The organism is Janthinobacterium sp. C22 (genome assembly GCF_057919405.1).
Genome location: NZ_CP193659.1, coordinates 1,570,647 through 1,596,324 on the forward strand (window position 1 = coordinate 1,570,647; position 25,678 = coordinate 1,596,324).

The 25,678-nt window shown below is 63.6% G+C and carries 22 protein-coding genes and 2 pseudogenes; 10 read left to right on the forward strand and 14 right to left on the reverse strand.

All coding sequences use genetic code 11. The features are described 5' to 3' along the window. The first annotated feature begins 85 nt into the window (after positions 1-85). Genes ACRHIG_RS07220 through ACRHIG_RS07230 form a run of 3 tightly spaced genes read left to right on the forward strand, consistent with a single transcriptional unit; the run spans position 86 to position 2,179 of the window. On the forward strand, positions 86-220 hold the full coding sequence (locus ACRHIG_RS07220) for a hypothetical protein (RefSeq protein ID WP_489629775.1): 135 nt from the start codon (positions 86-88) through the stop codon (positions 218-220). Between the two features lie 59 nt (positions 221-279). Continuing rightward, positions 280-1,173, forward strand: coding sequence for a gamma-glutamyl-gamma-aminobutyrate hydrolase family protein (locus ACRHIG_RS07225; protein ID WP_489629776.1), 894 nt, complete (start codon positions 280-282; stop codon positions 1,171-1,173). Continuing rightward, positions 1,082-2,179 (forward strand): alginate lyase family protein, encoded by a 1,098-nt coding sequence (locus tag ACRHIG_RS07230; RefSeq protein WP_489629777.1) that lies wholly within the window; start codon positions 1,082-1,084, stop codon positions 2,177-2,179. The genes ACRHIG_RS07225 and ACRHIG_RS07230 overlap by 92 nt, the downstream gene beginning before the upstream one ends. Here ACRHIG_RS07230 and ACRHIG_RS07235 read toward each other — a convergent pair. From ACRHIG_RS07235 to ACRHIG_RS07270, 8 genes and pseudogenes are all read right to left on the reverse strand, one after another. Further along, complete coding sequence (locus ACRHIG_RS07235; RefSeq protein ID WP_489629778.1) at positions 2,176-4,647, reverse strand: TonB-dependent siderophore receptor; 2,472 nt, start codon at positions 4,645-4,647, stop codon at positions 2,176-2,178. The genes ACRHIG_RS07230 and ACRHIG_RS07235 overlap by 4 nt on opposite strands. Positions 4,648-4,742: 95 nt before the next feature. After that, positions 4,743-5,495, reverse strand: a complete 753-nt coding sequence (locus ACRHIG_RS07240) for a FecR family protein (RefSeq protein WP_489630762.1) — start codon at positions 5,493-5,495, stop codon at positions 4,743-4,745. A gap of 81 nt (positions 5,496-5,576) precedes the next feature. Beyond that, a pseudogene (locus ACRHIG_RS07245) lies at positions 5,577-6,059 on the reverse strand (sigma-70 family RNA polymerase sigma factor); the annotation flags it as partial. A 227-nt stretch (positions 6,060-6,286) separates the two neighbouring features. After that, positions 6,287-7,417 (reverse strand): YbdK family carboxylate-amine ligase, encoded by a 1,131-nt coding sequence (locus tag ACRHIG_RS07250; protein ID WP_034780287.1) that lies wholly within the window; start codon positions 7,415-7,417, stop codon positions 6,287-6,289. Then, positions 7,418-8,605: a cation:proton antiporter gene (locus ACRHIG_RS07255; RefSeq protein ID WP_489629779.1), complete on the reverse strand. Its 1,188-nt coding sequence runs from the start codon at positions 8,603-8,605 to the stop codon at positions 7,418-7,420. Positions 8,606-8,918: 313 nt separating this feature from the next. Beyond that, on the reverse strand, positions 8,919-10,088 hold the full coding sequence (locus tag ACRHIG_RS07260; RefSeq protein ID WP_475416080.1) for a vWA domain-containing protein: 1,170 nt from the start codon (positions 10,086-10,088) through the stop codon (positions 8,919-8,921). Then, a complete protein-coding gene (locus ACRHIG_RS07265) occupies positions 10,082-10,711 on the reverse strand; it encodes a GNAT family N-acetyltransferase (RefSeq protein ID WP_489630763.1) in 630 nt (209 codons plus the stop codon). The genes ACRHIG_RS07260 and ACRHIG_RS07265 overlap by 7 nt, the downstream gene beginning before the upstream one ends. Positions 10,712-10,741: 30 nt before the next feature. Continuing rightward, on the reverse strand, positions 10,742-11,611 hold the full coding sequence (locus ACRHIG_RS07270; RefSeq protein WP_489629780.1) for an AAA family ATPase: 870 nt from the start codon (positions 11,609-11,611) through the stop codon (positions 10,742-10,744). A 233-nt stretch (positions 11,612-11,844) separates the two neighbouring features. On the opposite strand from ACRHIG_RS07270, the gene ACRHIG_RS07275 reads away from it, so the two are divergent. Both ACRHIG_RS07275 and ACRHIG_RS07280 read left to right on the forward strand, forming a co-directional pair. Next, the gene (locus ACRHIG_RS07275; RefSeq protein WP_046684254.1) at positions 11,845-12,174 is read left to right on the forward strand and encodes a c-type cytochrome; all 330 of its coding nucleotides are present in this window, start codon (positions 11,845-11,847) and stop codon (positions 12,172-12,174) included. A 14-nt stretch (positions 12,175-12,188) separates the two neighbouring features. Next, positions 12,189-12,530, forward strand: coding sequence for a c-type cytochrome (locus ACRHIG_RS07280; RefSeq protein WP_099410807.1), 342 nt, complete (start codon positions 12,189-12,191; stop codon positions 12,528-12,530). Positions 12,531-12,549: 19 nt separating this feature from the next. Here the strand turns inward: ACRHIG_RS07280 and norR are convergent, their stop codons facing one another. Then, a complete protein-coding gene (gene norR, locus ACRHIG_RS07285) occupies positions 12,550-14,106 on the reverse strand; it encodes a nitric oxide reductase transcriptional regulator NorR (RefSeq protein WP_489629781.1) in 1,557 nt (518 codons plus the stop codon). Between the two features lie 150 nt (positions 14,107-14,256). On the opposite strand from norR, the gene nirK reads away from it, so the two are divergent. The 3 genes and pseudogenes from nirK (at position 14,257) to ACRHIG_RS07300 (ending at position 18,755) form a co-directional block, all read left to right on the forward strand. Then, positions 14,257-15,753: a copper-containing nitrite reductase gene (gene nirK / locus ACRHIG_RS07290; RefSeq protein WP_489629782.1), complete on the forward strand. Its 1,497-nt coding sequence runs from the start codon at positions 14,257-14,259 to the stop codon at positions 15,751-15,753. 31 nt (positions 15,754-15,784) lie between these two features. Beyond that, entirely contained in the window at positions 15,785-16,462 is a 678-nt protein-coding gene (ytfE, locus tag ACRHIG_RS07295; RefSeq protein ID WP_489629783.1) for an iron-sulfur cluster repair protein YtfE, read from the forward strand. Between the two features lie 14 nt (positions 16,463-16,476). Beyond that, positions 16,477-18,755: pseudogene (locus tag ACRHIG_RS07300) on the forward strand (nitric-oxide reductase large subunit). A gap of 2 nt (positions 18,756-18,757) precedes the next feature. Here the strand turns inward: ACRHIG_RS07300 and ACRHIG_RS07305 are convergent. From ACRHIG_RS07305 to ACRHIG_RS07320, 4 genes are all read right to left on the reverse strand, one after another. Continuing rightward, complete coding sequence (locus tag ACRHIG_RS07305; RefSeq protein WP_489629784.1) at positions 18,758-20,089, reverse strand: hypothetical protein; 1,332 nt, start codon at positions 20,087-20,089, stop codon at positions 18,758-18,760. 128 nt (positions 20,090-20,217) lie between these two features. Beyond that, the gene (locus ACRHIG_RS07310) at positions 20,218-22,311 is read right to left on the reverse strand and encodes a T6SS effector phospholipase Tle3 domain-containing protein (RefSeq protein WP_489629785.1); all 2,094 of its coding nucleotides are present in this window, start codon (positions 22,309-22,311) and stop codon (positions 20,218-20,220) included. A gap of 153 nt (positions 22,312-22,464) precedes the next feature. Next, positions 22,465-22,887 carry a DUF1841 family protein gene (locus tag ACRHIG_RS07315; RefSeq protein ID WP_071321999.1) on the reverse strand — a complete coding sequence of 141 codons (423 nt, stop codon included), beginning with the start codon at positions 22,885-22,887 and terminating at the stop codon, positions 22,465-22,467. Between the two features lie 139 nt (positions 22,888-23,026). Next, a complete protein-coding gene (locus ACRHIG_RS07320) occupies positions 23,027-23,194 on the reverse strand; it encodes a hypothetical protein (protein WP_489629786.1) in 168 nt (55 codons plus the stop codon). Here ACRHIG_RS07320 and ACRHIG_RS07325 point away from each other — a divergent pair. Both ACRHIG_RS07325 and mqo read left to right on the forward strand, forming a co-directional pair. After that, positions 23,193-23,339 carry a hypothetical protein gene (locus tag ACRHIG_RS07325; RefSeq protein WP_489629787.1) on the forward strand — a complete coding sequence of 49 codons (147 nt, stop codon included), beginning with the start codon at positions 23,193-23,195 and terminating at the stop codon, positions 23,337-23,339. The genes ACRHIG_RS07320 and ACRHIG_RS07325 overlap by 2 nt on opposite strands. Then, a complete protein-coding gene (mqo, locus tag ACRHIG_RS07330) occupies positions 23,332-24,930 on the forward strand; it encodes a malate dehydrogenase (quinone) (RefSeq protein ID WP_409027833.1) in 1,599 nt (532 codons plus the stop codon). Before ACRHIG_RS07325 ends, mqo begins: the two co-directional genes overlap by 8 nt. A gap of 99 nt (positions 24,931-25,029) precedes the next feature. On the opposite strand, the gene ACRHIG_RS07335 is transcribed toward mqo, so the two are convergent. Beyond that, positions 25,030-25,662, reverse strand: coding sequence for an RNA pyrophosphohydrolase (locus ACRHIG_RS07335; RefSeq protein ID WP_070218597.1), 633 nt, complete (start codon positions 25,660-25,662; stop codon positions 25,030-25,032). Positions 25,663-25,678: the final 16 nt, after the last annotated feature.

The following is a 25,678-nucleotide window of genomic DNA, read 5'->3' on the forward strand; positions in this document are numbered from 1 at the left end:
CGTGGGCTTTTGTTACAAAATTGAATCGTGCTTTTGGGGGAGGGGGTTTATATTGAAAACGTCTCCGCTTTCAGTCAGCCTTGCCATGTCAGACGAAAAAGATCCCCAGCAGCCCCCATCCACCGATCCCGCAGCGCCAACGCCGTCCCGACCCGACCGGGTGGGCCGCCGGGCACCCGATGAGGAGCACCGCGCGCGCGACGCCGCCCCCGCTACCTGAAGGATAACGACACGCCGCTGGCGCTGGCCTGGCGGGTGATCTCGTCGCGCTACCGTTCCATGCGCGACAAGGCCAGCCGCGACTTCATGCGGCGCACCCTGCGCATCGGCATCTCGGCGCGCATTTTCCACCCGGAGCCGGGCGCCACTGGCCTGCGCAGCAAGAACCTGCAATACCTGGAAGAGTCGATCGCCCAGTGGGTCATGTCGCGCGACGTGCTGGTGTTCATGATCCCGACGGTCAATACCAGCGGCCAGTTGCACCCGAGCAACATCACCCTGCGCCACTATGCGCGCCACCTGGACGGCCTGGTGCTGCAGGGCGGCGCCGACGTCTCGCCGCAGACGTATTCCGAGGCGGCCACGCGCCCCGAATGGAACGGCGACCGCGCGCGCGACCTGTACGAACTGGAGCTGCTGCACGAATTCGTCGACGCGGGCAAACCCGTGCTGGGCATTTGCCGCGGCTGCCAACTGATCAACGTGGGCTTTGGCGGCACACTGTACCAGGACATCGCCTCGGACGTGGCAGGCGCCACTTCCCACGTCAACGACCTGTATGACCGCCACCGCCACACCATCGTCTTCCCGAAAGGCTCGTCCCTGGCGGGCATGTTTCCGAAGGCGGGCGAGGCGCTCGTCAATTCCATCCACCACCAGTCGGTCAAGGACCTGGGGCGCGACGTCACCGTGGAAGCGTATTCGCAAGGGGACAACATCGTCGAGGCCATCCGCTACCAGCGTGCCCGCTTCGTCATGGGCTTGCAGTGGCACCCGGAATTCCATTCGGCGGGCGGCGTCGAGCTGCTCGATTGCACGCCCATCCTCGATAATTTTTGCGCGCGGCGCGGGAGACGCGGTTTTGAGCACGCACCTGATGCGCCGGCGCAGCGTGCTGGCCGGCCTGCTGGCGCTACCGCTGGCCGGCTTGCGCGCGGCGCCGCGCCCGCATGAGGGCGCGTTGCCATTTGCGCTGACGTCCGCCGCGCGCGCCCGCACGCTCAAGGCGCGGGTGGCGCCGGCCATCGCGGAACAGGTGGTCAAGGCGGCGCGCAAGGACGCGGCGCGGCCCGTGCACCTGATGGCGCAAGTGCGCACGGGCGGCTTGCTGAAGGGAGAGGGCGGACGCGAGACCAGCCAGCAGGCGCAGGAAGACTGGCGCCAGGCGCGCTTGCAGGCGCTGGCCTGGCGCTTGTCGGGCGAAATGCCGCATTTCGAGGCGGCACGCCAGCTGCTGCTGGCCTGGAGCGGCGCTTATCAGCCATCGTTCAGCCCTGTCGACGAGACGGAGCTGGCCAGCCTGCTGATGGGCTTTGACCTGGTACAGGAGCGCTTGAGCGGCGTCGAGCGCGAGCAGGTGCAGGCGTTTTGCCGCACCCTGGCGCAAGGGTATCTGAGCGATCCCGTCAAGGTGGGCGGCCCGTCCACGGCGCGCAACAACTGGCACAGCCACCGCATCAAGATCGGCACGGCCGCCGCGTATGTCACGGGCGAGGCCTTGCTGATCGCGCGGGCGAAGGAACGCTTCCTGGCGCACGTGCCGCGCAATATCGGCGCCGGCGGCGTGCCCTTCGACTTTGAGCAGCGTGACGCCCTGCACTACACCACCTACAGCCTGGAGCCGTTGCTGACGACGGCCCTGATGGCGCAGGCGCATGGCGACGACTGGTATGGCGCGCCGGAAGCGCGGCGCCTGGCCGAGGCGCTGGCTTGGCTGGCGCCGTACGCGCAGGGGAGAAAGACGCACGAGGAGTTCGCGAAAAGCGCCGTGCCCTTCGACCGCAAGCGCGTGGCCGCCGGCGAAAAGGGCTTTACGGGAAATTGGGAGCCGAAGGGCGCCGCCAATGTGTACCTGCTGGCGGCGCGCTTCGATTCCGCTTACCTGTCCCTGGCGCTGGAACTGCGCCCGCCAGTCTGGGCGCTGGCGCTGTACGGCAGTGAGTTAAAACTTGCTGGTTAAAACTTCGTGCGCACGGTGAACATCACGTTGCGCGGTTCGCCGTAGAAGCCCGTCTGGAACAGGCCCAGGCCCGTCAGGTACTTCTTGTCCAGCAGGTTGTTCACGTTCAGGCTGGCCGTGACGTTCTTGCTGATCTCGTAGCGGGCCATCAGGTTGACCAGCGCGTAGCCGCCCTGCTTGATGCGTGAATAATCCTCGATGGCGGGATTCCAGATATTGCCGTCGTAGCTGCTTTGCCAGTTGATGCCGCCGCCCACGGTCAGCTTGTCCAGGCTGGCCGGCAGGCGCCACGCGCCTTGCACGCGCACCAAATGGGCAGGCTGCGTGGTTTGCAGCATGGTGGAAAAGACGTCCTTGCCATCCGCGTCGCGCACGTGGGTGTAGGTATAGCCGGCGCTCAGCTTCACATCCTGCATCACTTCGCCCGTCACTTCCATTTCCACGCCGCGGCTGGTGACGCCGTCGATGGCTCGATACGCTTCCTCGCCGTTGACTTCACCCACGGAGCTGGCCACGTTGCTCTGGCGGATCTGGAACAGGGACGCGCTGGCATTGACCTTGCCGTCGAGGTATTCGGCTTTCACGCCTGCCTCGATACCCTTGCCGCGCACGGGGGCGAGGAAGTTGCGGTTCACGTCGCGGTTGCTTTGCGGAGCGAAGATGCTGGTATAGCTGCCGAAGAGGGAATACGTCTTGTCGAGGTCATACACGACGCCCGCATACGGGGTGATGACGTTGCTTTCGTCGATGCGCGAAGTGATGCGCGCGGTCTTGGGGTCGAAGAAGCTGCGGTCCTGCTCCTGCCTGTAGCTGCTCACGCGGGCACCGACGATGATGGACAGCGCATCGACTGGATGCAGGCGCACGGCGCCATACAGGCCGCTCTGGCGTGTGCTGTCGTTGTCGTTGCCCAGGCGGGTAAATGCGGGTTCCGCATACTGGCCGCGCCAGTCGAAATAGCTGCCTGCGACGGGTGGATAGACCGATTCGTAGACGGGGCCGTCCTGCTTCGCGCTGGAATGGGAGTAGCCGAGCATCGCTTCATGACGGCGGCCGAAGGCGGTGAACGGGCCGCTGGCGTCGACGTTGACGGTGGTCTGGCGGCGGTCGCCCTTGTACTTGCCCATGAAGAAATACGCGCCTTCGCCCGTGATGGGATCGGGATTGCCGCCGCTGGCCGAACCGAGCACGCTGTCATGCTTGCTGCGCAGCTGGTTGGCGCTCAATTTCAGTTTCCACGCGTTGGCGAACGTATGTTCCAGCGACGAGAACAGCGTGGTGTTCCGCATGTCGCGGCGGCTCCAGTCCGTGGCCGGGTTCCACGCGGTGGGAAAATCCGTGCGCGAGCCGTCGGCCAGCAGCACGGGGAAGCCCGTCCAGGTGGAGCCGCGCGGCTTGTAATCCTGGTGCGTGAAGCCGGCCGTCAGCAGGGTGACGGGTGTCAGGTCCGCCTCGATGATGCCGTAGGCGACGGATTTCTGCTGCGTGTAGCGGTCAAGGTAGGAGTGCTTGTCCTGGTAGGCGCCCACCAGGCGGCCGCGCACCGTGCGGCTGTCGTTCAGGGGGCCGGAGACATCGGCTTCGCCGCGGTAGTTGTCCCACGATCCCGCGCCCAGGGTCGCCGAACCCTCGAAGCTGGCGGTGGGGCGCTTGCGCACCATGTTGACGGTGGCCGAAGGGTCGCCCGAGCCGCTCATCAGGCCCGTCGCGCCCTTCAGCACTTCGATGCGGTCGTAGATGGCCATGTCGCTGTTGGTCGTGCCCCAGTCGTAGACGCCGTCATAGATGGCCGATACGCCGTCGTACTGGAAATTGGTGACGGCAAAGCCGCGCGCCTGGAAGCTCCAGCGGTCGCTGTCGTAGTTTTGCACGCTCACGCCATTGACGTTCTTCATGACGTCGGAAACGGCGTTGCTGTTCTGGTCATCCATCTGTTGGCGCGTGACGATGGTCAGCGACTGCGGCGTTTCGCGCTGGCTCAGGGCAAGGCCCGTGGCGCCGCTGGCTGGCCCGCCCGTGTAGCTGCCCGTGCCGCCCGTGACGGCGCTGCGCTCGGCCGCCGCCACCACGGTGACGCCGCTCATGACGGCCATGCCGCGGCTGTCCGCCGTGGGCGTATCCGCGCCGGAGGGGATCTTCTGCAGCAGATAGCCGCCGTTCGATTGCGGCACGGCTTGCAGGCCGCTGCCGGCCAGCAGCACGCGGAAACCATCGTGCAGGCTGTAGCTGCCTTGCAGGCCGGTGCTGCGCAAGCCTTGCGTGGCATCGCTGGAGAACGACAACAAAATGGCGCTCTCGCTGCCAAAGCGCGTCAGCACGTCGCCCAGCGCGCCGGCCGGAATGCTGTAGCTGCGTACTTGCCGGCTTTGTGCCTGGGCTGGTGCCGGCAGGGCGAGAGCCATGCCGATCTGCGACAGGGCGCAGGCCAGGACGGTGCGGGTGAGGAGGGAACGCGAAGCGTGGTGCATGGAATGAAACCTTTCGTGGATGCGCAAGATGGAGACTGCCTATCTTCCAGGTCACGCGAGCACGGCGAAACAGCTCACTTTGCAGAAAATATTTTTTAGTGGGCAGCCAGTTCGATCCTGACGACTTGCCGGCCCCAGAAGCGCGTGATGGTATTGCGCCGCAGTTGCAGGCTGGCGCAGACGGCGTCGACGATGGCATCGACGTCGGCCAGCGGGTAGGAGCCGGACACGCGCAAGCCGGCGACGGCGGGCGTGCAGGCCAGCGGCTGCTCGCTGTAGCGCGACAGCTCGGCGAGGAAATCGGCCAGGCGCATGTCGCGCGCCACCAGCATGCCGTCGAGCCACGCGCCGCCGTATGGCGCCAGCGCCTGGCGGTGATAAGCGTCACTGTCGAAATGGGCGCCTTCGCCGGGGCGCAGCAGCAGGCGCTGGCTGCCATCGCCGGCCAGCATGGCGACGACCCCTTCGAGCACGCCGGCGCTGGCATAGCCATCGTGCAGGCGCACGGTGAAACGCGTGCCCAGCGCCTGCAGGCTGCCGTGCGGCGTGCCGACGAAGAACGGGCGCTGCGCCGCATCCTTGCCGGTGGCGATGAAGATTTCGCCGGCCAGCAGGTCGATGCGGCGCTGTGCGCCGTCGTAGGCGATGTTCACGGCGCTGTTGGTATTGAGCGTGAGCTGCGTGCCGTCGGCAAGGGTCACGACGCGGCGCTGATTGATGCCCGTGCGGTAGTCGGCCGTCCAGCCGCGCCACGGGCTGCGGCGTTCGAATGCATACAGCGAGGCGCCGCAGGCCAGCAGCAGGGCCAGCGTCTTGACGGCATGGCGGCGCGGCGCGTTCGCCTGCACGCAGGCGCGCAGCAGGCTCGCGTGCGCCGCGGGCGGCAGATGCTCGTGCTGTATTTGCAGCTGCTGCCACGCCTGTGTGGCGCTGCCGGCCCGCTGCAGATGGCGTTTTACCGTGGCCAGCGAGATGCCGAGCTGGCGCGCGATGTCTTCCTGCGGCAGTTCGTCGAGCTGGCGCAGTAAAAATGCCCGTTTGACGGGAGGCGGCAGGCCGTCGAGCATGCGGTCCAGTTCAAACACGGTGGCCAGCAGCAGCGCGCGTTCCTCGGGCGAGGGCGCATGCCGGGGCGGCAGCTGCGCCAGCACGTCGAGGTACGCCTGTTCCAGTTTCTGGCGGCGGTAATGGTTGAACAGCACGCGCTGGGCGACGGTGGCGAGAAAGGCGCGCGGTTCGCGCGCGGCGACGGCGTCTTCGCGGTCGAGCAGGCGCATGAAAGTATCGTGCGCCACATCGGCCGCGCAGGCCGTGCTGCCGAGTTTTTTGCGCAGCCAGCCCTGCAGCCAGCCGTGGTGGTCGGCGTACAGTGTCGCGATGTCCTGGCGTTGTAGCGGCTTTGCCAGCGGCATCGCATTCCCCTTGCGTTTTTAAACAATAATAAGAATCATTCTCATTGTAGCAAGCGGGGACGGCGGCTGTAAATGACGGGGAGGCGCGCTGTGGTTTTTTGGTTGACGAACGGTAGGTCGGATTAGGTCTGAAGGACCGTAATCCGACGCCACCAATAGCGCTAACAATGTTCTCGGATTACGCGGCGTGCCGCCGCTAATCCGACCTACGTTGCCAGGCAGCAACGTCAGTAGTTCATCGGCTCGCCACGGAAGCAGCGGATGGCCGAATCGACCATGCCCTCGGCGCTGCCCTGCAGGCTGTGCTGCTTGCGCAGGTATTGCGCGTCACTCCACTGCTTGGCCACGTCCGACAGGTGTTTCAGGGCCGGCGTGCTGCCCAGCGCCTCGGCGTGCGGCTCCATCTTGCGCAGGGTGGTCATGATGTCTTCGCGCAGCGACATCGTTTCGTAGGTTTTCGGATGCGTGATGGCGCCATCGAGGCCGAAGCGGCAGGCCTGGAAGCGGTTGTAGTTATATACGAGGTAATCGTCTTCCACCGGCGGGGTTTCGCGGCGCTCGAGCAGGTAGCGGCACAGCGCCTGCAGGTAGGCTGCCAGCGCGGCGGCCCGCTCCACCGTCAGCGGCGTGTCGCACACGCGCAGTTCGATGGTGCCGAATTCCGGCTTGGGACGGATATCCCAGTAAAAATCCTTCATGCTCTTGATGATGCCCGTGTTCTCCATCTTGGCGAAATACTCGTTGGAGAACTGGTCCCAGCTGAGGGTGAACGGCGCGCGCCCGCTCATGGGAAACGCGAACACGGAATTCAAACGGGCCGAATCGAACAGGGTATCGCGGCCCTGCACATAGGGCGAGGAAGCCGACAGGGCGATGAAGTGGGGGATGTAGCGGTTCAGCGAATGCAGCAGGAACATGGCGTCGTCGCCCGAGGCGCAGCCGATGTGCACGTGCTGGCCGAAGATGGTGAACTGCTTGGCCAGGTAGCCGTACAGTTCCGAAATCTCCTGGAAGCGGGGCTTGGAAAAGATCTTTTGCGACGACCATTGCTGGAACGGGTGCGTGCCGCCGCCCGCGATGCCGATATTGAGCTTGTCGCCGGCCGTGATCAAGGTGTCGCGGATTTCCTGCAGCTGCTCCAGCAGGGGGCCGTGATGCGTGTGCACGCTCGAGTTAATCTCGATCATGCTCTCGGTGATTTCCGGCGTGACGTTGCCGGGGAACGGCTTTTTATTCAGCAGATGCAGCAGGTCGGGGCTGGCGGCCGTCAAGTCATAGTCCGACAGGTTCACCAGTTGCAGTTCGAGTTCGACGCCGAAGGTCAGCGCGGCCGATTGGCCAAAGGGTTCCAGCGGCATTTAGCGCTCCTTGATTTCATGGGTTTCTTTGGCCAGCATCAGCACGCGCTGCACCAGCACGGGGCCGACCAGTTCCAGGCCCAGGGTGATGGCGGCCAGGGCGTTCAATTCGTCGCCGAAGTTCACGCCGTGCTGGCGCGCGTGTTCGAGCAGCAGGATGATGAAGACGGAGACGGGTGTCAGGGCCACGCCCGTCAGCACGCCCTTGCGCCAGGAAATGCCGCTGACATGCGAAAACGCGGCCACGCCGGCGACCTTCGTCAGCAAGCGTCCGCCGACGACGGCCAGAGCCAGGCCCGCGCCGGCCGTCACGCTGGCCCATTCCAGGGTCGAGGCGGCATACACGAACAGCAGCACCGTCAGCAGCTCGCCCAGCGCGCCGAAATTGCGCTGCGCCTGGCTGAAGGCGACCCTGCGGTGGCGTGCCACCAGGCCGAAGGTGAGGGTGGCCAGCAGCGGCGACAGGCTGGTGGTGTAGGTCAGGGCGACGAGCAGCATCACCGACAGCGCGAACGCCACGGTGGCGTCCTGCGCCATGTTGCCCAGGCGGCGCAGCATGGCCGGCACGACGATGCCGAAGACGGTGCCGGCGGCCACGGAGGCGGCCAGCACGGCGGCGCTGCTGCTGCTCGCCTCGATCAGGTCGGTGGAACTCTGGAACATCCAGAAGCCGACGATGATGTTGAACGTGAAGACGGCCAGCACGCAATTGAGGGCGGTGAGGTGGACGATGCGTTCCGTGACCTGGCCCGAGCTGCGTTCCTCGTTGATGACGCGCATGATGGTGGCCGGCGAGGTGGACATGGCCAGCGATGCGAGCAGCAGTGCCGTCATCGAGGTGCTGCCGAATTCGATGCCGATGAAGTAGACGACGGCAAAGGTCAGCAGGGATTCGACCAGGCCAGTGACGGCGATCCACGGATTGTTCTTCAGCCAGCGCAGGTTGATGCGGTAGCCCACCTCGAACAGGATCAGGCCGAAGGCCACGTCGGCCAGCACCAGCATGGGGCCGGCGTCCGTCTGCGGCAGGATGCCTACCTGCGTCTGCGCGAGGACGAAACCGATCACGCCGTAAAAACTGATGCGCGGCAGGCCCGTCCAGCGGTGGCCGAATTCGCCCACTATCCAGGCCAGGGTAATGGCGAACGGCCAGGACAGGTCGGCGGCGATCGAGATCAGACTTTGCATGCTCATTCCTTTGAAAATGGCGCTGGCACCGGCCGGCAGCACGGGGGCTGGCGCGGCAAGGTCGTGGTGCAGCGGTGGTGCATGGTTTGCGCAGAGCGATGCGCCGATTCTACCGGAGCAGAAGGCGCGCACGATGTGCGCAATCGAACAGTGTCGCGGTCATGGCGGCCGCGCACGGGATGCAGCAGGGTAGGGCAGGGCTGGTATCGGCGTATGCTACCCGCCCGCGGCGGAGATGCTCCGCACGGTAGTGCCGTGTCGCAGTGTACGGCATGGCGGCCTCCTGCCGCCATGGACTTTTTGTTGCGTGCTTTTATTTACTGAGCAGACGCATGCCCCGTTCCAGCCCGTCGATCGACAGGGGGAACATGCGGTTGTTCATCAACTGCCGCATCACGCCGATCGACTGGCGGTACTGCCACAATCCCTCCGACTCGGGATTGAGCCAGATGAATTTCGGGAACGCCTGGGTAAAGCGCGCCAGCCACGCCGATCCCGCTTCCTCGTTGTTGTATTCGACGCTGCCGCCCGGCTGCAGGATTTCGTAGGGGCTCATGGTGGCGTCGCCGACGAAAATCAGCTTGGTGTCGGGCGGGTATTTGCGCAGCACGTCCCAGGTGGGGAAACGCTCGGCGTTGCGGCGCCGGTTGTTCTTCCACAGATAGTCGTAGACGCAGTTATGGAAGTAAAAGAACTCCATGTTCTTGAATTCCGTCTTCGCCGCCGAGAACAGTTCCTCGGTGCGCTCGATATGGTCGTCCATGCTGCCGCCCACGTCAAACAGCATCAGCACCTTGATGCGGTTCTTGCGCTCGGGCCGCATTTTGATGTCGAGGTAGCCCGCGTTGTTGGCCGTGGCGGCGATGGTGGCGTCGAGCGCCAGCTCATCTTCCGCGCCTTCGCGCGCGAACTTGCGCAGTCGGCGCAGCGCCACCTTGATGTTGCGCGTGCCGAGTTCGCGCTCGCCGTCGTAATCCTTGTAGCTGCGCGCTTCCCACACCTTCACGGCCGTGCGGTTGCCGCCCTTGCCGCCGATGCGGATGCCTTCCGGGTTCGTGCCGCCATTGCCGAACGGCGAGGTGCCGCCCGTGCCAATCCACTTGCTGCCGCCCTCGTGGCGCTCCTTCTGCTCCTTCAGCAGCTCGTTCAGGCGGTCCATCAGCTTGTCGTAGCCGAATTTCTCCAGTTGCGCCTTCTGCTCTTCGGACAGCTCGCGCTGCATGCGTTTCAGCAGCCAGTCGAGGGGAATCGCCGCGTTCGTGTCGAAAGCCGCGTTGACGCCCTTGAAGTACTGGGCAAAGGCGCGGTCGAACTTGTCGAAATGGGCCTCATCCTTGACCAGGGTCAAACGCGCCAGATAGTAGAAATCGTCCATCGAGGCGTCGATGACGTTCTTTTGCAGCGCCTCCAGAAGCGTCAGAAATTCCTTGATCGAGACGGGAATCTTCGCATCCTTGAGCGTGAAGAAGAAATCGATCAGCATGGCGCTTCCTCTGTCCCTGCGTCTCCCGCGCGGGGCAGTGCGGCGATGGGGCGCTGCGCCAGCTTGTAGCGCAAATGGGCGGCAATTTCCGGCCACTCGCCGCGCGTGATGCTGTACATGACCGTGTCGCGCACGGTGCCGTCGCGGCGCAGCGCATGGTGGCGCAGCACGCCATCCTTTTTCGCGCCCAGGCGCTCGATGGCCGCCTGCGAGGCGTGGTTGAAATTATCGGTGCGCAGACCCACCAGCGCGCAGCCGAGCGTGTCGAAGGCGTGCGCCAGCAGCAGCAATTTGCAGGTGGTGTTGACGTGGCTGCGCTGGCAGCGCTTCGCGTACCATGTGTAGCCGATTTCCAGGCGGCCGATGGCCGGCACCACGTCGTGGTAGCTGGTGGTGCCGAGCACCTCGCCGCTGGCCGCGTCGATGACGGCAAAGGCGAAGCGCGAAGGGCGCATCTCGATGCCCTTGAAAATGTACTGGTCCACCTGGTCCGGCTCGGGCACGGAGGTGACGCGCAGATTCCACAGTTCGCCATCCATGGCCGCCGCGCGCAGGCCGGGCGCGTGGTGCGGCGCCAGTGCCTCGAGGCGGATGCCGTGCAGTTCCAGGGGGACGAAGACCATGTCCGGGCTGATATCGTTCACCGGCGCTCCTTAGCGGTTGGTGCGCGACATGAACATCAGGCGCTCGAACAGGTGCACGTCCTGCTCGTTTTTCAGCAGCGCGCCGTGCAGCGGCGGCACGACGGCCTTGTTGTCCTTGCTGCGCAGCGCGTCAACGGGGATATCCTCGGCCAGCAGGAGCTTGAGCCAGTCGAGGAATTCCGACGTCGACGGCTTTTTCTTCAGGCCCGGCACGTCGCGCACCTCATAGAAGGTTTGCAGCGCCTGCGCCAGCAATTCCTGTTTCAGCTGCGGGTAGTGGACGGCGACGATCTGCTCCATCGTGTCCTTGTCGGGGAATTTGATGTAATGGAAGAAGCAGCGGCGCAGGAAGGCGTCCGGCAATTCCTTCTCGTTGTTCGAGGTGATGATGACGAGCGGGCGGTGGCGCGCCGTGACCATTTCACGCGTTTCGTAGACATAGAATTCCATGCGGTCCAGTTCGCGCAGCAGGTCGTTCGGGAATTCGATGTCGGCCTTGTCGATTTCATCGATCAGGAGCACCACCGGTTCGGGCGCCGTGAATGCCTGCCACAGCACGCCCTTGACGATGTAGTTCTGGATGTCGCGCACGCGCTCGTCGCCCAGCTGCGAATCGCGCAGGCGCGACACGGCGTCGTATTCGTACAGGCCCTGCTGCGCCTTGGTGGTCGATTTGATATGCCATTGCATCAGCGGCATGTTCAGCGCGGCGGCCACTTCCTCGGCCAGCATGGTCTTGCCCGTGCCCGGCTCGCCCTTGATCAGCAGCGGGCGTTGCAGGGTCAGCGCCGCATTCACGGCCAGTTTCAGGTCGGCGGTGGCGACATAGCTGTCGGAACCTTCGAAGCGTTGGCCTTGCTGGGGGTGCTGTGCTTGCATGAGCGGTCTGCCAAAGTAGGGAAATGGTGAGTATAAACAGAACTGTGGCGCGCTGCCACGCGGACGGCCTGTGCCTGCCTGCCTACAATGCGGGTTTTATAGGTGGACTTGCAAGAATATCTTGGCTAGAATCGGCAAGCAGCAGATTAATTGTCAACCTTAATTGTCAACACATAAAATCAATAAAAACCAGCTCTGGCGTTTCTCCGATTACCTTTGTTCACATTGCCACTATGAAAAAAATATTTGCACTTCTCGTGCTTGCCGGCATAGCAAATGCCGTCACAGCGGCTGACATTGTAGGAAACGCCAAGGCAGCCCCTGCCAAGGTGGAAATGTGTATCGGCTGCCACGGCATCCCCGGTTACAAGGCGACCTTCCCCGAAGTGTTCCAGGTGCCGATGATCGGCGGCCAGCCGGCAAAATATATCGAGAATGCGCTGCAAGCCTACAAGAAGGGCGACCGCAAGCACCCCAGCATGAAGGGCATCGCCAGCAGCCTGTCGGACCAGGATATCGCCGATGTCGCCGCGTACTATGCGCAACAAGCCAAGCCGAACTGAGGACCAGCCAGATGATGAAAACACTACTCGCCGCCCTCGTTTGCGCCACCGTCTCGTTTTCCGCCAGCGCCGCCGGTAATATCAACACGGGCAAGGCCCTGGCCGAAAAATACAGCTGCGCCACCTGCCACGGCAAGGATTACGGTTCGCCCATCGACCCGTCCTACCCGAAACTGGCGGGCCAGCACAGGGATTATCTGGAACACGCCTTGACGGCGTATAAACGGGGCGACAAGGCCAACGGCCGCAACAACGCCATCATGACGGGCCAGGTGAAACCGCTGAGCAACCAGGACATCAAGGACCTGGCCGCCTACCTGCACAGCCTGCCGACCACCCTGGTGACCCACCGCTGAGTTTGAGTTTGCGTTCGGCTCAGGCTTTCAGTCCGACCCGGCGCGCCAGCTTGTGCAGATTGCTGGCGTCCAGCCCCAACTGGCGCGCCGCGGCGGCCCAGTTATCCTGATGCAACGCCAGCGCTTGCCGGATGGCCTGGCGCTGGCTCGCTTCGACGATCTGATGCATCGATAGCAGCGGCGCCGCCGGCGTGCCGCACGCGGCCGGCGCCGGCGGCAGCGCGTCCGCACTGGCCGGCGCTTCCAGCGCATCGAGGTCGAGCATATCCGTTTCCAGGGTCACGATGTCCTTGCGGTCCGCGCCGCGGATCACGGCTTTCAGCGCGGCCCGGCTGATCACATGTTCCAGTTCGCGCACGTTGCCCGGCCAGCGGTAATGGCACAGGGCGTTTTCCGCCGCGGCCGACAGGCGCAGGCTGCGCAAGCCCAGGCGCGCGCGGTTCAGCTCCAGGAAACCGCCGGCCAGCAGCAGCACGTCGTTGCCCCGCTCGCGCAGCGGCGGAATCGGCACGGGATACACGGATAAACGGTGGTACAGGTCGGCCCGGAACGAGCCGTCGCGCACATGCTCGCGCAGGCTGCGGTTGGTGGCGGCGATCACGCGCACGTTGACCCGGCGCGGCCGGTCTGCGCCCAGGCGCTGGATTTCGCCATTTTGCAAGGTGCGCAGCAGCTTGGCCTGTATCGACAGCGGCAGCTCTCCTACTTCATCGAGAAACAGGGTGCCCCCTTCGGCCGCCTCGAAGCGCCCGGGCCGGTCGCTGACGGCGCCGGAAAACGCGCCGCGCACATGGCCGAACAATTCGCTCTCGGCCAGCGATTCCGGCAAGGCCGCGCAATTGACGTGGATCAATGGCTTGCCGGCGCGGCGCGACAGCCGGTGCAGGCGGTGCGCGCACAATTCCTTGCCGACGCCCGTCTCGCCCAGCAGCAGCACGGGCAGTTCGGAATCGGCGACCACCTGCAATTCGTGCAGCAAATGCGTGATGGCGCTGCTCTGGCCGACGAAATCGTGTTCCTCGCGCGGGGCCTGCGCATCGGCCAGCATGGCGCCGCCCGACAGGCGCAGGGCGCGGATTTCCGTCTCCAGGCGCGTGACGCGCACGGCCGCCTCGATGGCGCAGGCCAGCTCGCCCAGGTCGCGCTGCGCCTGCGTATCGAAGGTGCCCACCCGCAGCGCGTCGAGCGTGATCACGCCCCAGCGTTCGCCTTCCAGGTCCAGCGCCATGCCCATGCAGTCGTGCACGGGCAGCGGTTCGCCGGCCCGCTCGGCGATCAGGCCGTCGTAGGGATCGGGCAGGGAACTGTCGTGATGGAAGCACAGCACGCCGCGCCGCTGCAGGATGGCGGCCAGGCGCGGATGGCCGGCGACGGCGAAGCGGCGTCCCAGCGCGTCGCTGGCCAGGCCGGCCATCGCCACGGGGCGCAGGTGCTCGCCATCGAGCTTGAGCAAGGCCACGGCCTCGCAGCCGAAGTGCGCGCGCAGGCTGCCCACGAGGCGCTGCAGGCGCACGGCCACGGGCAGGTCGGCGACCAGGTCGGTGAGCAGCAGCAGGTGGATGGCGGTGGTGGTCATAAGTACCATGCAGGGTACAACGGACCACGGTGCAAGAGGGTCATGATGACCGTGCATTTTTCAAATCGTTGATTTAAAACAAGTTTTTCCTGGCACACCGTTTGCCTAGGTAAGGGTGCCGAACCGGCATACAAGACCAAGGAAAGCCTGATGAAAACGACTCCCTCCCTCCGCGCCATTGCCGCCGCCGTCTGCGTACTGGCCATGCCCCTGTCCGTGCAAGCCCAGGCGAGCCTGCCGGCCAGCGCCGCCGCCACTGCGGCCGCTGTCAGCCAACCCTCTGCCGCCGCCGCGCTCAAGCGCTATGAACTGCAAACCAATATCGTCGACGGCAAGATGGTGTTCATCGATGCCAAGGGCCAGGTCAACCCCGTGCTGGCGGCCAAGGTGGGCGACACGGTCGAACTCGTGCTGAAAAGCGGCGAAGGCGCCGAGCACGACCTGCTGATCCCGGAACTCAATGTGGCATCAAGCAAGTTCAGCGCCAATAGCGGCAGCACCACCGTGCGCTTCAAGGTCGCGCGCGCCGGCACGTTCACCTATTACTGCTCGATTCCCGGCCACCGCCAGATCGGTATGGAAGGCAAGCTGGAAGTCGCCGGCGCCTCGCTGGCCGAAGCCGGGACACCGAAGGCCGCCGGTGCCGGCAGCGCAGCCGGCGAATCGAGCCAGGCCGCCGCGCTGGCCCTGTACACGCCCGCGCCGTCGCCGATGCGCGGCCCCGATCCATCGGCCGTCAGCGTGGCCGCCAATCCTGCGCAGGTGCCTTCCGCCATCGGCGCGCGCGCGCCGCAAACGCTGAAATACCGCATGGAGACGGTGGAATTGCCGGGCAAGCTCGATGACGGCACCAGTTTTACGTATTGGACCTTCAACCGCCAAGTGCCCGGCCCGATGCTGCGCGCGAAGGTGGGCGACACGGTGGAACTGACCCTGTTCAACGCCAGGGACAGCAAGATGATCCACTCGATCGACCTGCACGCCGTGACGGGCGGCCATGGCGGCGGACAGCACACGCAGGTGGCGCCGGGGCAGGAAAAGACGGTCACCTTCAAGGCGCTCAATCCGGGCCTGTTCGTCTACCACTGCGCCACGCCGCTGGTGCCGCAGCATATCGCGGCCGGCATGTACGGCATGATCCTGGTCGAACCGGAAGGCGGTTTGTCGAAGGTCGACCGCGAGTATTACGTGATGCAGGGCGAGATGTACACGGGCCGTCCGCACGGCGCACCCGTGCACCAGGAACCGAACCTGGAAAAAATGGCCAATGAGCTGCCCGACTACTACGTTTTCAACGGCGAAGTGGGCGCCCTGAGCAAGACGCACAAATTGCAGGCCAAAGTCGGCGAGACCGTGCGCATCTATTTCGGCGTCGGCGGCCCGAACAAGATTTCATCGTTCCACATCATCGGCGAGATCTTCGACAAGGTGTACAGCGAAGGCTCGATCAGCAGCCCGAAACACGACGTGCAAACCACGCTCGTCGCACCGGGCGGCGCGACCATCGTCGAACTCAAGGTACAGCATCCTGGCAGCTATCTGCTGGTCGACCATGCGCTGTCGCGCGCCGGCAAGGGCGCCGTGGGCGTGCTGGAAGTGACGGGCGAAGCCGTGCCCGGCGTCTACCACGCGGGCGCCGTCCAATAAAACAACCCCCATTCATCATCAAGGAACTGCTATGGAAATGATCGACCTATCCCTGGGCCAGCTGGCCCGCCGCATCCCCGGCGCCACGCGCCTGTTCGATGCGCACCGCCTCGATTTCTGCTGCGGCGGCAACAAGACCCTGCGCGCGGCGGCCGAAGCGGCCGGCGTGGACGCGGCGCCCATCGTCAAGGAACTGCAAGTGCTGGCCGGACGGATTGACGCCAGCGGCGCGCGTGACTGGCAGGACGCCCCGGCCACCGAGCTGGTGGAACACATCCTGGCGCGCTACCACGCCGTGCACCGCGAGCAGCTGCCCGAGCTGATACGCCTGGCGCGCAAGGTCGAGCAGGTGCATGGCGACCGCGCCGACTGTCCGCACGGGCTGGCGGAACATCTGTCGGCCATGGCGCAGGAACTGGAAAGCCATATGCGCAAGGAGGAAGACGTGCTGTTCCCCATGATCGTGCGCGGCCAGGGTCCCCGCGCCGGTGCGCCTATCAACGTGATGCGCATGGAGCACGACGACCATGGCGTGGCCTTGCGCGCCATGGAGGCGATGACGAACGATATCACCGCACCTGGCGGCGCCTGCACCACCTGGCGCGCGCTGTACACGGGCTTGCGCACCTTCCGCGAAGACCTGATGGCGCACATCCATACTGAAAACAATATCCTGTTCGAGCGCTTTGCGCCGGCCGTGGTGCACTGACAAAGGAAAGACCCATGGGTCCCTACAAAAAACTCTGGTTCACCCTGATCGGTGTGCTGATCGTGACGTTTTCGCTGCTCGGCTACTACGGCACGGAAGTGTATCGCCAGGCGCCGCCCATTCCCGCGCAAGTGCTGGCGCAGGATGGCCGGCAGCTGTTCGACCGCGAGGGCATCCTCGACGGTCAGACGGCCTGGCAATCCGTGGGCGGCATGCAGCTGGGCTCCATCTGGGGCCACGGCGCCTACCAGGCGCCCGACTGGACGGCCGACTGGCTGCACCGCGAACTGACGGCCTGGCTGGAACTGGCCGCGCAAGAGCAGCATGGCAAGGCGTACGCGGCGCTCGACGGCCCCGCGCAGGCGGCGCTGCGCGAAGCGCTCAAGCTGGAATACCGCGCCAACCGGGTCGATGAAGAACAAGTGCTGCATCTGTCGGCGCGCCGCGTGCAAGCCATCGCCAGCACGGCGCACTATTACGACCAGCTGTTCTCCGACGCGCCTGCGCTGCACGCCAGCCGCGAGCATTTCGCCATGAAGGAAAACACCCTGCCCAGCGCCGCGCGGCGCGCGCAGATGACGCAGTTCTTCTTCTGGACGGCGTGGGCCGCCGCCACCGAACGTCCGGGCCAGAAAGTGACCTATACGAACAACTGGCCGCACGAACCGCTGATCGGCAACCAGCCCAGCGGCGAAAACCTCGTCTGGTCGGTCGCCAGCGTGGTGGTGCTGCTGGCCGGCGTGGGCTTCCTCGTCTGGGGCTGGGCCTTCTTGCGCGACCACGACGAAGCGCTGCCGGCCGCCGGTCCGCGCGATCCGCTCACCACTTTCGCGCTGACGCCTTCGCAGCGGGGACTGGGAAAATATCTGTTCCTGGTGGTGGCGCTGTTCATCTTCCAGGTCTTCATCGGCGGCTTTACGGCGCACTACACGGTGGAGGGGCAGCAGTTCTACGGCATCGACGTGTCGCGCTGGTTCCCGTATGCGCTCACGCGCACCTGGCATATCCAGGCGGCGCTGTTCTGGATCGCCACGGGCTTCCTGGCCGCCGGCCTGTTCCTGGCACCCCTGATCAATGGCGGCAAGGACCCCAGGTGGCAGCGCCTGGGCGTCGACGTGCTGTTCTGGGCGCTGGTCGCGGTGGTCGTCGGCTCCTTCATCGGCAATTACCTGGCCATCGCGCAAGTCATGCCGCCCGAATGGAATTTCTGGCTTGGCCACCAGGGCTATGAATATGTGGACCTGGGACGCCTGTGGCAGATCGGTAAATTCGTCGGCATCCTGCTGTGGCTCGTGCTGATGCTGCGCGGCGTCGTGCCGGCCCTGCGCCAGCCGGGCGGCGACAGGAACCTGCTGGCGCTCTTGACCGCGTCCGTGGGCGCCATCGGCCTGTTCTACGGCGCCGGCCTGTTCTACGGCGAGCGCACGCATTTATCGGTGATGGAATACTGGCGCTGGTGGGTGGTGCACCTGTGGGTGGAAGGTTTTTTGAAGTCTTCGCCACCACGGCGCTGGCCTTCATCTTCTCGACCCTGGGCCTGGTGTCGGTGCGCATGGCCACGACGGCCAGCCTGGCGTCAGCCTCGCTGTTCATGCTCGGCGGCATACCCGGCACCTTCCACCACCTGTACTTTGCCGGCACCACCACGCCCGTGATGGCCATCGGCGCGAGCTTCAGTGCGCTGGAAGTGGTGCCGCTGATCGTCTTGGGCCACGAAGCGTGGGAAAACTGGCGCCTGAAGGAGCGCGCGCCATGGATGGAAAACCTGCGCTGGCCGTTGATGTGCTTTGTCGCCGTCGCCTTCTGGAACATGCTGGGCGCGGGCGTGCTGGGCTTCATGATCAATCCGCCCGTGGCCTTGTACTACATCCAGGGCTTGAACACGACTCCCGTGCATGCGCATGCGGCGCTGTTCGGCGTGTACGGCTTCCTGGCGCTGGGCTTTACCTTGCTGGTGCTGCGTTACCTGCGGCCCGACTACCGCTTCAGCCCTGCGTTGATGAAGTGGGCGTTCTGGGGCTTGAACGGCGGGCTGGCGCTGATGATCTTTACCAGCTTGTTGCCGATTGGCATTATCCAGTTCCACGCCAGCGTGACGGAAGGCTTGTGGTATGCGCGCAGCGAAGGCTTCATGCAGCAGCCTTTGTTGCAGAACCTGCGCTGGATACGCACCTTCGGCGACGTGGTCTTCATTGTCGGCGCCATCGCCATGGCGTTGCAGGTGGTGCTGGGATTGCTAAGGCCGCAGGTGAGCGAGGGCACGCGGCCGGCGGCTGCCGGCATACCATTGTGAGCTCAGTTCGAATAGCCCTGCATCAAGGTCTTGGCATCGTGGCGCAGTCCCCACCACGGTAAAAAGACTGAAGCTTCGCCGCGTGCGCGGAACCAGGGTTTTTCCGGATCGATGGGGCGCGCCACCGCAGGTGGCGCCACCAGCACGACAACGGGCGCCTCCAAGTCGCCCGTGCCCGCCACCAGCACCGGCCGGCCCTGATGATTCGCGTAGGCGACGGCCAGCGCCACATTCGTCAGCGCCGTGCCGGCCCCCATCTCGCCCAGCAGGGCCGAGGTGTTGAAGGTTTGCTTGGTAAAATCCAGATCGGGTAAATTCAGGGTCAGGCTTTGCGCCAGCGAGCCGATGCGCTCGGAAGATGCCGGATATCTATTGCCCGCGTCGTGGATCACATAGGCTATCTTGTCAGTATCGAGATTGGCCTGCTCCGCCGCCTGTTCGATGGCCGCCGCCCATGCCTGTACCGCGCGCGGCGGTTGACCTTTCGCCGCCTGGTAGTCGGCGACGGCGGCCGTTGCCGGGAAGCCCAGCCAGGCCAGCGGCGCGCGCTGCGTCTTGAAGTCGGGACCGGCCAGTATCAAGAGAGCGATGTTTTCATCGATCTGCTCATCCTTGGGTGGAAAGCTGGGCGCGTCCCAGTTCATCACCCATACGGTTTTATCGGGATGCGCCTGCAAATATGCCAGGCCCGCCGCCAGCGAGGTAAAACCTGCGTTCGCGCCGCCCATCGTCACGCGCACGTCGGGCGGCGTTGCCGTGGTCCAGGAATTGGGAAAGTGGGAGTTGCCGATGCTGAAGGTATCGGTAATCGTTTCGCGTAGAAACTCTCGGGCCTCGACGGGATCAAGGCGTCCTGCAGGCAGGGCGTATTCGACACGGATGCCGGCCAGTTCGCGACGCGTTGATTTGTCTTTCAATGCATGAGCATTGTAGAAGTAACTCGAGCTGGCAAAATAGGGCTGGCGGAACAAAGTAATTAATTCTTCAATGTACTTGTGATGGTAACCCTTGAAAGTTTCCCTTCCTTGGCCACCTGACGCAATCATGCCGATCGATTGCACCTTGCTGAAGCGCGCCGGATTTCCCCTGACTTTGTCATCGTTCTGGTTGGGCTTGGCCAGCCCCAAGGTCCACAGCAATTGCCACTCCGTCGAATAGTCGCGCCGCTGCAAGGGATTGAGCCATTGCACGCCCACCACCTGGGCCATGTAAGGCCGGGTTGGCTGCGCAGGTGCCGCAATCTCGACTTGTGAAACTGGCTTGATCGCGCAGGCACTGAGTAAAGAAAACATCAACAGGGCAAACAGGAACGGCATCAACAGATAACGCTTCATCATGTCTCCATCGGTGAGGTGAGTGACGTCGTATTGCCTGGTCAACCAGACTGCCATGCCGGCAGCCACGAAAAATGCACAGCAACTCCAGCCCAGGCGAAGTTTGGGGGTGGCGATCAGCATGCGCATCAATGATCCTTCCAGCGCGAGTTTCTGCGCTTGTTGACAATAGTGTCGGGCATGGCGCCAGCGCTGCCTTCACTTCGTACCCAATCAAGCATGGCCATTTTTTTAAATTTTCCATGAAGAAAATATTCATGGAATGCTTTGTGCGGAGCGCTGTCATCGACACCTTTCAATAGTCGCCAATCGGCCGCTATCCGCAATGCTTGCATGGCCTCTTCTCTTATATGGTTCACCCCCACCGCCACGTCATATGCCAAAGCCTTTTCCGCATGCATGCCATTGGTCATGATAGTTGAATGATCGGTGGCGTGCGTGTCGAGGTTGGCGGCCAGGTTGGCGGTGATGATGTCGCCGCGCCATCGCTTGTGCTCTTCGCTGGCGGTGGCCGGCAGGTCTTCCTCGCTGACCTTCTCTCCCATCGGCGTGCGGCCCGTGCGTTTGGCCATCAAGCGCACGCGGGCATGGTCTTCGTACAGCATGGTGGCGTGGCTGTCGAGGTCGCCCTTGGGCGCGCCTATCTGCTCGTCGCTCAAGGCGTGGTATGGATCGCCGGCGGCATGGCTGCGCCGTGGATCGCGCAGGCTGCCGCGCGGATTGTATAGCTGGTCGAAGTCCTCGCTGGCCACGCCGTACTGCACTGCCTGCGGCAAGAACGGCTCGGGCAGCGCCGGCGCGTTGACGGGGATGCTCCAGTCGCGCGGCGGCAGCGCGTTGATGCGCACGCCCGTTCCTTTCGCCAGGGGAATCAAGGCCAGGGCGGCGACTTGCGTCAGGACGCGGCCGCTTCCCGTGCTGTTGGCCAATCGCCCTTTCTGGCTGGAATAGTCGGCGATCTTCGAATGCGGCATCCAGAAGTCCTGGCTGCCCCGTTCAGGATGATTGTGCTGCTTGCTCCAGTAATCATACATTCCTGGCTTGCCGACGGGGTAGCCTTGGGAAAACACCCGCTGCGTGAATACATTCTTTCCTTGCGCCGCCTGGATTTCGGCTGCGCACAAGCCGCGCCAGCCCATGCCCTGGATGGCGGTCGAGGAGATGACCTGGTCATGTGGATTGCAATACAAGGTAACCTTGCCGCGTGTGGTGGCGACGGGGCCGCAGCGGTATTTGCTGCTGTCGCTATCGAGCGTAAAATCGTGCGCGTGGTTGGCGGCCAGTTGCGCCAGCGCTGCTGAAGGCGGCGGCACATCGGCCTGCTGGCCGACGATCTTGAAGAAATTTTTCAAGGTCTCGATGCGCGCCTGGTAGGTCTGGCGCCCGACATTGCCATCGGGGTCAGCCTCCTGGCCCTGCACCCAGTCTTCGGTGGCATTGTCTTCCAGTACGCTGTATGGCGGATTGCACAGCACATAGGTGTCGGCCACGCAGCGGCCGTTGATCCCTGCTGCATCTTGCACATCGGCCATCTTGTCGCCCAGGAAGGCGGCAGCCATGCCGATCATATTGCCCTGGCTATGGCACACGAGGGTAATCGGCACGTCGGCCTGTTCCTTGCGTATCGATTCGACCAGCTTCGCCAGTCGCAGCGCGGCCAGCACAAAATATGGGCGGGGCGGCGCCGAAAACACCATGGCGTCGTTGAGGGGGTTGAGGTGTTCGATATGTATCCACAGAAACAAGGTATCGAGCAAGCCATTGCCCCACAGGTCAGGCAAGGAAGAACAGCCGTTCGCGAAAGGCCCGCCGCCCCAGTAGTCATATTCGTTGAGATAAATGGAAGCGCCGTATTCCTGTAATTCGAGGTCACTGGCCTTGTAACCCCAGCGGAACTGGATCACAGGCGAGTGGTGCCCGGCTTCGGCAATGAAGGTGTTGGGCGTGCGGTCGGGGTCGACAAAGCCGTCATCCGTCAATTCGCGCCGGTAGGTAACGGGCCATAACTGTCCACCTTCCACGCTAGGGTAGGTCAGGTGCTCAGCGCAGCGTTTCAGGCGGGTATTCAAGCCCTTGCACAGGCCTTCCTCGCCCTGGTGGTACCACTCGCCATCGGAATTGACGCCATGCACAAAGATGACGATACCCGGTGACGGCATCTGCTGCAGGCAGTCCAGCAGGCTGTGGCTGAAATTGGTGCTACCGCAGATCTTGCCTACCATGACAAGGCGCGGATCAGTAGCCGGCTTAACCGGTTCGTTGCTGGGGGCGCTCATGGCACACTCTGTTCTGGCTAGAGTTGCCACTGTAGAGTGTTGCTTATCGGTACGTCTTATGCCAGATCAAGCAAACGCGTGCAGCATATTAGCTGGGAGTTACCGGCGCCGCACGCAGTCGATATACGCGTCCGTATCCGGCGGCAAGCCCGAGCGCTGCGAGGCCCAGATCATCTGGCCCAGGCATTCCATCACTTCGTGCTGGGCCGCATGGGCCGAATCGAGGCGCTGGGTCAGCTGCTGGACGGCCGGGCGGATGCCGCGCGGCTGGTCCACCTGCACCTGCTCCGTGATCGACAGATGCATGGACAGGTGCAGGAACGGGTTGGCCTGGCCCCCTTCAACGGAGTAATCGCGCGCCAGCGCCGCTTCGACATCGGAGAGCTCGTTTTCATACTCGGGGTGTTCGAGGATCCAGTCGAGCGCGATGGCTTCCATCGGCGTGAGGATGTCATGGGCGCGGTGCTTGCGCAAGGTGTCGCAAAAGAAACGGCGCACGTCGTCGGAAGAGGGGTTGAACATGGCGGAAGGACTATGGCTAAAGGGCAGTCGGCATTGTACCGCGTACGTCAATTCAAGGCATCGGGGATGCCCTTTTGGCCGTCTGGCACCCGCTGGCATGACCCGATAGTCACCGCAATTTAATACCCTGCAGTAAGTATTATCCACTACCGCCACGGCCCGGCGGCGCCAAATAACGGTGATAAAATCGCCGCTCTTGATATTTGCTCTGGACACGACGGCGATTTTTGTTGCCATTGCGTGCTTCCATTGCCCGCACCTTTGCCACCAGATCTTGCTCCTGGCTTATTCCGGAGCGCGGCAGCATGCCTATCACCATCAACCTTGACCTGTCCGGCCGCCCTGGCGTTCCGGCTGGCCGGCTGTTTTTCATTCAACACAGCGATGGTGCCGCCACGGTGGCGCGCAAGAATCATCTTTCAGTATTCATAAACGGAGTTACGTATGCGTAAATCGCTATTACTTTTGATGTCGTGCCTGATCCTGGCGGCATGTAACAAGACCCCTCCGGCCTCGTCCGAGAAACCGGTCGACGTGCTGCTGATCGGCGCCGGCACCATGAGCGCCACCCTGGGCAGCATGCTCAAGGAACTCGATCCCTCGCTGACGATGGAAATGGTCGAGCGCCTCGATTCCGTGGCCGCCGAAAGCTCGGACGCGATGAACAACGCAGGCACGGGCCACTCGGCGTTTGCCGAACTGAACTACACGCCGGAAGCGGCCGATGGCAGCATCGAGACCAAGAAAGCCGTTGCCATCAATGAGCAATTCGAAATTTCCAAGCAATTCTGGGCTTATCAGGTAGCCAACAAGCACCTGGGCGCGCCGCAAACCTTCATCAACAACGTGCCGCACATGGCCTTTGTCTGGGGTGACGACAATATTGCCTTTTTGAAGAAGCGCTATGCCGCGCTGCAAAAGGAAAACCTGTTCAAGGGCATGCTGTACTCGGAAGACCAGGCGCAGATCGAGCAATGGGCGCCGCTGGTCATGCAAGGCCGCGACAAGGGCCAGAAAGTGGCCGCGACGCGCATGGAGATCGGTACCGACGTCAATTTCGGCAACCTCACGCGCGGCCTGGTGAAGTACCTGACGGACAGCCACGGCATGGTCCTGCACCTGCGCCACCAGGTGGAAGACATCCGGCGCGGCGCCGATGGCGTGTGGAACGTGACGGTGAAAGACCTGGCCGCTGGCAAGGAAAAGACCATGCGCGCCAAGTTCGTCTTCATCGGCGCCGGCGGCGGTTCGCTGCCGCTGCTGGAAAAGTCGGGCATTCCTGAAGCCAAGGGCTACGGCGGCGTGCCGGTGGGCGGCCAATGGCTGGTGACGACCAATCCGGAACTGGTGGCGGCGCATGCGGCCAAGGTCTACGGCAAGGCGTCCGTCGGTTCGCCGCCGATGTCCGTGCCGCATCTGGACACGCGCATCATCGACGGCAAGAAAGCCCTGCTGTTTGGCCCGTTCGCCACCTTCTCGACCAAGTTCCTGAAAAACGGTTCCTGGATCGACTTGCCTGCCTCGATCGGCACGGGCAATGTGAAACCGATGCTGCAAGCCGGCTACGACAATATTCCGCTGACGAAATACCTGGTGGAACAGGTCATGAACACGCCGGAAGACCGCCTGAAGACCCTGCGCGAATACTTGCCAAACGCCAAGATGGAAGACTGGACCCTGCAAAACGCCGGCCAGCGCGTGCAGATCGTCAAGGATGACCCCGTCAAAGGCGGTTTGCTGCAGTTCGGCACGGAAGTCGTCGGCGCCGCCGATGGCAGCATCGTTGCCCTGCTGGGCGCCTCGCCAGGCGCATCGACCGCGCCGCCGATCATGATCAAGGTGCTGCAAACGGCATTCAAGAGCCGTCTGGCCACGCCGGAATGGCAGGCGAAGATGGTGGAAATGGTGCCGTCGTACGGTCAAAAGCTGAACAACGACCCGGCCCTGGCCAACAAGATCCGCCATTACAGCAGCAATATCCTGGGCCTGAAAGCCATCACGCTCGACGTTCCCGCTGCTGCGCCAGCGCCGGCAGCAAACTAAGCCAGCCTGACCGGCAGGGAAGTTTCCTGCCGGTATGAAAAAGGGGCAGCCTGTTCAGGCTGCCCCTTTTGCGTGGGAGCGTGCGTTCATTGCGGCGGACTACTCCTTGCCCGGCAAGATCAGCTCCGGCGTACACCCTTCGGCGGCAATGCCGTCGCAAGGCTTGGCCAGTGCCGCGCCGTCCTGTGCCCGTGGCGCATGGGGCTGGCGCAGGTAGCGCGACGTGTGGCGGTGCGCTTGCTGTGCGTTGCCATGCACGGGCCAGGTCAGGAAGCGGGACAGCTCCTGCAAGGCGCGCTGGTATACATCGCGTTTAAATTCAATGACGACATCGAGCGGGACCCAGTATTCATGCCAGCGCCAGGCGTCGAACTCGGGATGGTCGGTCAGGCGCAGATTGACGTCGTTATCGCGCGCGCACATTCTCAGCAGAAACCAAATCTGCTTCTGGCCACGGTAATGGCCGCGAATCTCGCGCTTGATGAAGTGGTCTGGCACCTCATAGCGCAGCCAGTCGCGGGTGCGGCCGACAATTTTGACGTGTTCCTGTCTGAGTCCGATTTCCTCTTCAAGTTCGCGAAACATGGCTTGTTCCGGTGTTTCGCCATATTTGATACCGCCTTGCGGAAACTGCCATGAGTGCTCGCGCACCCGCTTGCCCCACCACACCTCGTTCTGGGCGTTTAGCAGGATGATGCCGACGTTGGGCCGAAACCCTTCACGGTCGAGCATAATGCACCTCAAACTT